General features: G+C 67.3%; 8 protein-coding genes. 7 read left to right on the top strand and 1 reads right to left on the bottom strand.

Features of this window, described 5'->3' with window-relative positions; all coding sequences use genetic code 11:
* Positions 1–5 precede the first annotated feature (5 nt).
* From PMI14_RS13540 to PMI14_RS13570, 7 genes are all read left to right on the top strand, one after another.
* Positions 6–1538: an acyl-CoA carboxylase subunit beta gene (locus PMI14_RS13540; protein WP_007855226.1), complete on the top strand. Its 1533-nt coding sequence runs from the start codon at positions 6–8 to the stop codon at positions 1536–1538.
* A 7-nt stretch (positions 1539–1545) separates the two neighbouring features.
* Entirely contained in the window at positions 1546–2232 is a 687-nt protein-coding gene (locus tag PMI14_RS13545; protein WP_007855227.1) for a hypothetical protein, read from the top strand.
* A gap of 28 nt (positions 2233–2260) precedes the next feature.
* Positions 2261–4309 carry an acetyl/propionyl/methylcrotonyl-CoA carboxylase subunit alpha gene (locus PMI14_RS13550; protein WP_007855228.1) on the top strand — a complete coding sequence of 683 codons (2049 nt, stop codon included), beginning with the start codon at positions 2261–2263 and terminating at the stop codon, positions 4307–4309.
* Between the two features lie 103 nt (positions 4310–4412).
* Positions 4413–5156, top strand: a complete 744-nt coding sequence (locus PMI14_RS13555; protein ID WP_238541836.1) for a YdcF family protein — start codon at positions 4413–4415, stop codon at positions 5154–5156.
* 27 nt (positions 5157–5183) lie between these two features.
* Positions 5184–5657 carry a VOC family protein gene (locus PMI14_RS13560; RefSeq protein ID WP_007855230.1) on the top strand — a complete coding sequence of 158 codons (474 nt, stop codon included), beginning with the start codon at positions 5184–5186 and terminating at the stop codon, positions 5655–5657.
* A 14-nt stretch (positions 5658–5671) separates the two neighbouring features.
* Positions 5672–6019, top strand: a complete 348-nt coding sequence (locus PMI14_RS13565; protein WP_007855231.1) for a hypothetical protein — start codon at positions 5672–5674, stop codon at positions 6017–6019.
* Positions 6020–6116: 97 nt separating this feature from the next.
* Entirely contained in the window at positions 6117–6512 is a 396-nt protein-coding gene (locus PMI14_RS13570; RefSeq protein WP_007855232.1) for a hypothetical protein, read from the top strand.
* 34 nt (positions 6513–6546) lie between these two features.
* Here the strand turns inward: PMI14_RS13570 and PMI14_RS13575 are convergent, their stop codons facing one another.
* Positions 6547–6975 (bottom strand): hypothetical protein, encoded by a 429-nt coding sequence (locus PMI14_RS13575; RefSeq protein WP_199234335.1) that lies wholly within the window; start codon positions 6973–6975, stop codon positions 6547–6549.
* Positions 6976–7105 lie beyond the last annotated feature (130 nt).

Raw genomic sequence — 7105 nt, forward strand, 5'->3', positions numbered from 1 at the left:
CGACCATGCAAGACATCCTGGAGCAACTGGAGAAGAAGCGCGCCCTGGCGCGACTGGGCGGCGGGCAAAAGCGCATCGATGCGCAGCACGCCAAGGGCAAGCTCACGGCGCGCGAGCGCATCGAGTTGCTGCTCGACGACAACACCTTCGAAGAGTGGGACATGTTCGTCGAGCACCGCTGCACCGACTTCGGCATGGAAGCCAACAAGATCCCGGGCGACGGCGTGGTCACCGGCTACGGCATGATCAACGGCCGCCTGGTCTTCGTCTTCAGCCAGGACTTCACTGTCTTCGGTGGCGCCCTGAGCGAGACGCATGCCGAGAAGATCTGCAAGGTGATGGACCAGGCCATGAAGGTCGGCGCCCCGGTGATCGGCATCAACGACTCGGGCGGCGCGCGCATCCAGGAGGGCGTGGCCTCGCTGGGCGGCTATGCCGACGTGTTCCAGAAGAACGTGCTGGCCAGCGGCGTGATCCCACAGATCAGCATGATCATGGGCCCCTGCGCCGGCGGCGCGGTGTACTCGCCGGCCATGACCGACTTCATCTTCATGGTCAAGGACTCGAGCTACATGTTCGTGACCGGCCCCGAGGTGGTCAAGACCGTGACGCATGAGGAGGTCACCGCCGAGGAACTGGGCGGCGCCGGTACCCACACCACGCGCAGCGGCGTGGCCGACATGGCCTTCGAGAACGACGTGGAGGCGCTGATGATGCTGCGCCGCCTGTACAACTACCTGCCGCTGAACAACCGCGAAAAGGCGCCCGTGCGCCCGAGCAACGACCCGGCCGACCGCATGGACCGGAGCCTCGACACCCTGGTGCCCGAGAACCCCAACAAGCCCTACGACATGAAGGAGCTGATCACCAAGGTGGTGGACGACGGCGACTTCTTCGAGTTGCAGCCCGACTACGCCAAGAACATCGTGATCGGCCTGGCGCGCATGGAGGGGCAGACCGTGGGCATCGTCGCCAACCAGCCGCTGGTGCTGGCAGGCTGCCTGGATATCAAGAGCTCCATCAAGGCTGCGCGCTTCGTGCGCTTTTGCGATGCCTTCAACATCCCCGTGGTCACCTTCGTCGACGTGCCCGGCTTCATGCCCGGCACCAGCCAGGAATACGGCGGCATCATCAAGCACGGCGCCAAGCTGCTCTATGCATATGCCGAGTGCACGGTGCCCAAGATCACCGTCATCACGCGCAAGGCCTATGGCGGCGCCTACGACGTGATGAGCTCCAAGCACCTGCGCGGCGACGTCAACCTGGCCTGGCCCAACGCCGAGATCGCCGTGATGGGCGCCAAGGGCGCGGTGGAGATCATCTTCCGCGAGGACAAGAACGACCCGGTGAAGCTCGCCGCCCGCGAAGCCGAGTACAAGGAGCGCTTTGCCAATCCCTTCGTGGCCAGCGCGCGCGGCTTCATCGACGACGTGATCCTGCCGCATGAGACGCGCAAGCGCATCTGCCGCAGCCTCGTCATGCTGCGCGACAAGAAGCTCGAGAACCCCTGGCGCAAGCACGGCAACATCCCCCTGTGAGGCCACGGTGCTGAGCCACTACCCCCGTTTTCGCAAGGGTGCCGCGCAGGGCCTGGTGCCCAAGCTCGGCGGCCTTCCCTGGGGCCTGCCCGCCGAGCGCTGGCCGGTCTGCGAGGAGTGCGGTCGCCCCATGAGCCACCTGGCCCAGCTGCCGGCCGACCCGGCGGTGTTGCCCGGCGTGGCGGATGGCGAAGTGCTGTTCGCCTTCAAGTGCGAATGGGACAGCGTCTGCAGCTTCTGGGAAGTCGATGGCGGCGCCAACGCGGTTTTCACCGTGCCGCGCCAGGCGCTGGCCGACGCGCCGACGCCGGTCCCTGTGGTGGAGGACGGCACGCCCGAACTCCTGCCCGAGCTGGCCGTCACCCACTGGCATGCCGCCGACGACGGCGCCCCAGCCGAACTCGAAGAGGCCTTCTACGACTACGGCAAGCACAGCGACCTGCCCGACGAGATCGCCCACCCGCACGACTGGGCCAGCGAGTGGCGCACCAAGGCCGGCGGTGTGCCCTACTGGACGGCCAATGGCGCCCAGCAGGTGCCGCCGGGCCGCCTGGTACTGCAGATCGACAACTGGGTGGCGCTGGAGGAGGGCGGCACCACCGAGGTGGCGAACTTCTGCTCGGACGGCACCGCCTATGTCTTTGTGGACCGGTCGCAGACGCCGCCGGTCTACTCCCTGATCATCAACCGCTGATGCGGTCAAACCCTAGAAGAGACAGACCATGTTCACCAAAATCCTGATCGCCAACCGCGGTGAGATCGCCTGCCGAGTCATCGCCACCGCCCAAAAGATGGGCATCGCCACCGTGGCCGTGTACTCCGACGCCGACAAGGAGGCCCGCCATGTGAAGCTGGCCGACGAGGCCGTGCGCATCGGCGCGGCACCGAGCCGCGAAAGCTACCTGCTGGCCGACAACATCATTGCCGCCGCCAAGCAGACCGGCGCGCAGGCCATCCACCCGGGCTACGGCTTCCTGTCGGAGAACGAGGCCTTTGCCCAGCGCTGCGAGGACGAGGGCATCGCCTTCATCGGCCCCAAGGCGCATTCGATCGCGGCCATGGGCGACAAGATCGCCTCCAAGAAGCTCGCCAACGAAGCCCAGGTCAACACCATCCCCGGCTACAACGACGCCATCAGCGGCCCCGAGCAGGCAGTGGAGATCGCCAAGGGCATCGGCTACCCGGTGATGATCAAGGCCTCGGCCGGCGGCGGCGGCAAGGGCCTGCGCGTGGCCTTCAACGACAAGGAGGCCTTCGAGGGCTTCACCAGCTGCCAGAACGAGGCGCGCAACAGCTTCGGCGACGACCGCATCTTCATCGAGAAGTTCGTGCAGCAGCCGCGCCACATCGAGATCCAGGTGCTGGGCGACAGCCACGGCAACGTGATCTACCTGAACGAGCGCGAATGCTCCATCCAGCGCCGCCACCAGAAAGTGATCGAAGAGGCGCCGTCCCCCTTCATCAGCGACGCCACGCGCAAGGCTATGGGTGAGCAGGCCGTGCAACTGGCCAAGGCCGTGAAGTACCAGAGCGCCGGCACGGTGGAGTTCGTGGTCGGCAAGGACCAGGACTTCTACTTCCTGGAGATGAACACCCGCCTGCAGGTGGAGCACCCGGTGACCGAGTGCATCACCGGCCTGGACCTGGTGGAGCTGATGATCCGCGTGGCCGCCGGCGAGGCCCTGCCGCTGACCCAGGCCGATGTGAAGCGCGACGGCTGGGCCATCGAGTGCCGCATCAACGCCGAAGATCCGTTCCGCAACTTCCTGCCGAGCACCGGGCGCCTGGTGCGCTTCCAGCCGCCGGAAGAGAGCATGTTCCAGTCCGACACGGCCAAGAAGCTCGGCGTGCGCGTGGACACTGGCGTGTACGAGGGCGGCGAGATCCCCATGTTCTATGACTCGATGATCGCCAAGCTCATCGTGCACGGCACCGACCGCGAAGACGCCATCCACAAGATGCGCGCGGCACTCAACGGCTTCGTGATCCGCGGCATCAGCAGCAACATTCCGTTCCAGGCGGCGCTGCTGGCGCACCCGAAGTTCGTCTCGGGTGACTTCAACACCGGCTTCATCGCCGAGAACTACAGCCAGGGCTTTGCCGCCGAGGACGTGCCGCACGAAGACCCGCTGTTCCTGGTGGCGCTGGCCGCCTACATGAACCGCCGCTACCGCGCGCGCGCCTCGGGCATCAGCGGCCAGCTGGCGGGCCACGAGGTCAAGGTGGGCGAGCAGTTCGTGGTGGTCACGCTGGGCGCCGAAGGCAAGAACATCCACCACGCCGTGTCGGTCACGGACTTCGAGGACAAGTCCGGCTCCAGCGCAGTGACGGTGGAGGACCGCACCTACCGCATCAGCAGCTCGGCCACACTGGGCCAGGTGCGCGTGCAGGGCCAGTGCAATGGCCTGGGTTTCACCGCCCAGGTCGAGCGCGGGCCGGGCAAGAACCCGCTGGCGCTGCGCATCGCCCACAACGGCACGCAGATCGATGCCATCGTGCTCTCGCCGCTAGGCGCACGCCTGCACCAGCTCATGCCCTTCAAGGCACCGCCGGACCTGAGCCGCTTTTTGCTCTCGCCCATGCCCGGCCTGCTGGTGGACGTGGCCGTGCAGCCCGGCCAGAAGGTGCAGGCCGGCGAGAAGCTGGCCGTGATCGAGGCCATGAAGATGGAGAACATCCTTTTTGCCGCGCAGGATGGCGTGGTCGGCAAGATCGTCGCCGGCAAGGGCGAATCGCTGGCCGTGGACCAGGTGATCCTGGAATTCCAATGATCGCGGGGCGTACGCAGCTGTGTTCGTAACGGTGGACGGGTGGCCGACCGCGCCACGAAAGCGGTGGCCTCTGGCGCGCCTGGCCTGCCTGCTGGCAGGTGCGGTGCTGCTGGCCGATGGCCTGGTGCTGATGTCCATGGGCCTGTTCTCGATGGGCGTGACCGTGCCGGGTGCCCTCGGCCTGGGCTTGTGCCTGCTGGCCTGGCGCTGGCAGGCCTTGCAGGCCTGGCGCAAGCGCTCGCCCTGGGGCCGGCGGTTGTGGCGCGCAGGCTGGCTGCTGCTCCTGGCCTGGGTGGCCAGTGTCGGCCTGTTCTGGAATGCGCTGGCCGGGCAGGTGCAGGCCTTCAACGCTGCAGCGGGCGAAGTGCCCCTCAAGGCCATCATCGTGCTGGGCAGCGGCACGCCCAACGGCCAGCCGTCACCCGCGCTGCGGGCCCGGCTGGACAAGGCGCGCGAGCTGGCTGCCGCCCATCCCGCCGCCTGGGTGGTGGTCTCGGGCGGGGTGGATTTTGGCGAAACCGCGAGCGAGGGCCGCATCATGGGCGACTACCTGCGCGCGCAGGGCATGGCGGCCGGGCGCATCCTGCAGGAGGAGCGCAGCACCAGCACCGAGTTGAACCTGCGCTACAGCCTGCCGCTGCTGCAGGCCAGGGGCCTGGGCCTCGACAGCCCTGTGGCCGTGGTCACCAGCGATTTCCACACCGTGCGCGCCCAGCGCATCGCGCGCAAGATCGGCTACACGCAATCCGTGGTGGCGGCCGCCCCCACGCCGCTCTACCTGCGCTACAACGCCTGGCTGCGCGAGTACTTCGCCACCGCCAGCAGCTGGGTGCTCCGTGAAGTTTGACACCACTATTCTTTTGAAAGATCTGCCATGAATACCGCAGCCTCCCGTCCCTTCAAAGTCCTGGGCATCCAGCAGGTCGCCATCGGCGGCACCGACAAGGCGCGCATGAAGACCCTGTGGGTGGACATGCTCGGCCTCACGCAGACCGGTACTTTCCAGAGCGAGCGCGAGAACGTCGACGAGGACATCCTGGCCATGGGGCAGGGCGCCTGGAAGGTCGAGGTCGACATCATGCAGCCGCTCGACATCGACAAGAAGCCCGCCGTGCACACCACGCCGCTCAACCATATCGGCCTGTGGATCGACGACCTGCCCCGTGCCGTCGAATGGCTCACCGCCAAGGGCGTGCGCTTTGCACCGGGCGGCATCCGCAAGGGCGCTGCCGGCTACGACATCACCTTTTTGCACCCCAAGAGCAACGAGGAGTTCCCGATCGCGGGCGAGGGCGTGCTCATCGAGCTGGTGCAGGCGCCAGCCGACGTGATCGCGGCGCTGGGCTGAGCCCACGGCAAGCAATGGTCTTCGCGGGACGAACCCGGGCTGCAGCCGCCTTGCTGCTGGCGCTGGCCAGCCCCGCGCTCTGGGCCGCAGGCGGCGCCTACCCGCTGGACTGGGGCCGCTCCAGTGAAGTGCTGGAATACCGCTCCTGCGGCTGCGCCGACAGCTGCTGGGTGGCCGAGGTCAAGAACCGCCGCACCCGGCAGACCCTGGCCCGGCTGCGCTGCGACTGCGAGCGCCTGTTCTCGCAGGTGGGTGCGCGCGGCCCCGAGCGGGAGCGCGCCCCGAGTTGCTCCGCCTTCGAGGGCACGGCGGACAAGCCGGGCGCCATCCGCCAGGCGCTGGAGGAACTGCTCGAGCGCTGAGTGCGCAGGGCGCCGTCCATGACCTGGCGGGTCATGGATTCGTAAGTCCATGGGGGATACAACCGGGGCATTCCGTTCTTTCCTGGAGTTGTGCCCCATGCCGATCCTCACCACCCTGGCCTTGCTGGCCGTGGGCGTCATCCACCTGATCCCCTTGTCGGGCGTGCTCGGGCCAGAGCACCTGGCCCGTTTGTATGGGGCCGCACCGGCCGACCCCAGTGCGCTGATCCTCATGCGCCACCGCGCCGTGCTGTTCGGCATCGTGGGTGGCGTGTGCGTGCTGGCCGCGTTCAAGCCCGCCCTGCAGTGGCTGGCACTGGTCCTGGGGGGCTTCAGCGTGGTCTCTTTCCTTTGGCTGGCCTGGTCCACGGGCGGGTTCAACGCCCACCTGCAGCGGGTGGTGGTGGCCGACCTGGTGGCCTTGCTCTGCCTGGCCGGCGGCGCGCTGGCCCTGGCATGGGCCGAGCGTGCCGGCCCAGCGCCCGGCGCCTGAACTTGTCCTGCGTTCCGTTGCGCCGGCCGCGGTCTTACTTGGCCAATTCGCGGATCTTGTTTTCGTCGATGTACCGGCCCATGCCCTGGAAGCCCTGGGCGACCGCCGGGTTCTCCATCAGCGAGCGCATCGCCACCTGGCCCAGCACCTGAAAGCTGGTCTGGATCGCGGCGGGGCCTTCGTACTTGAGGGCTTCACGGGTCGGTTTGCGGCAGGTGTCGGTCAGCAGGCGTTCGATCAACTGCCCGGTCGACTTGTTCGTGCCCTCGCGCTGCGCCGGCGTGACCGCCGAAATGCTCGCCACATCCGGGTGCAGGGCGGACGTGGAAAAGATCCAGCGCACCAACAGTGAGCGGTCGGCATCGCTGGTGGACGCCACGAGGCACTTGGCCAGATCGTCCGAATAGATGCCCGCATGGGCAGGGCCTGCCAGGGCGGCGCCAAGGGCCAGGCCCAGGGACATTGCAGTGAGCTGTTTCATGCCCCCATGCTATCCAATCCAGGCCAGGCCTTAGAACCTGTTCACGATCTCGCAGGGGATCGCGTTGGGGCGCAATCGGGATGAGTGGATGCTTCGGATGCGCCGCATGGGC

The organism is Acidovorax sp. CF316, from assembly GCF_000276605.1.
Classification (GTDB): Bacteria; Pseudomonadota; Gammaproteobacteria; order Burkholderiales; family Burkholderiaceae_C; genus Acidovorax.

Excerpts from the sequence above, each read along its gene's own strand:
- PMI14_RS13575 (WP_199234335.1), bottom strand. The coding sequence starts at position 6,975 with ATGTCCCTGGGCCTGGCCCTTGGCGCCGCCCTGGCAGGCCCTGCCCAT.
- PMI14_RS13540 (WP_007855226.1), top strand. The coding sequence starts at position 6 with ATGCAAGACATCCTGGAGCAACTGGAGAAGAAGCGCGCCCTGGCGCGA.
- PMI14_RS13565 (WP_007855231.1), top strand. The coding sequence starts at position 5,672 with ATGGTCTTCGCGGGACGAACCCGGGCTGCAGCCGCCTTGCTGCTGGCG.
- PMI14_RS13570 (WP_007855232.1), top strand. The coding sequence starts at position 6,117 with ATGCCGATCCTCACCACCCTGGCCTTGCTGGCCGTGGGCGTCATCCAC.
- PMI14_RS13560 (WP_007855230.1), top strand. The coding sequence starts at position 5,184 with ATGAATACCGCAGCCTCCCGTCCCTTCAAAGTCCTGGGCATCCAGCAG.
- PMI14_RS13550 (WP_007855228.1), top strand. The coding sequence starts at position 2,261 with ATGTTCACCAAAATCCTGATCGCCAACCGCGGTGAGATCGCCTGCCGA.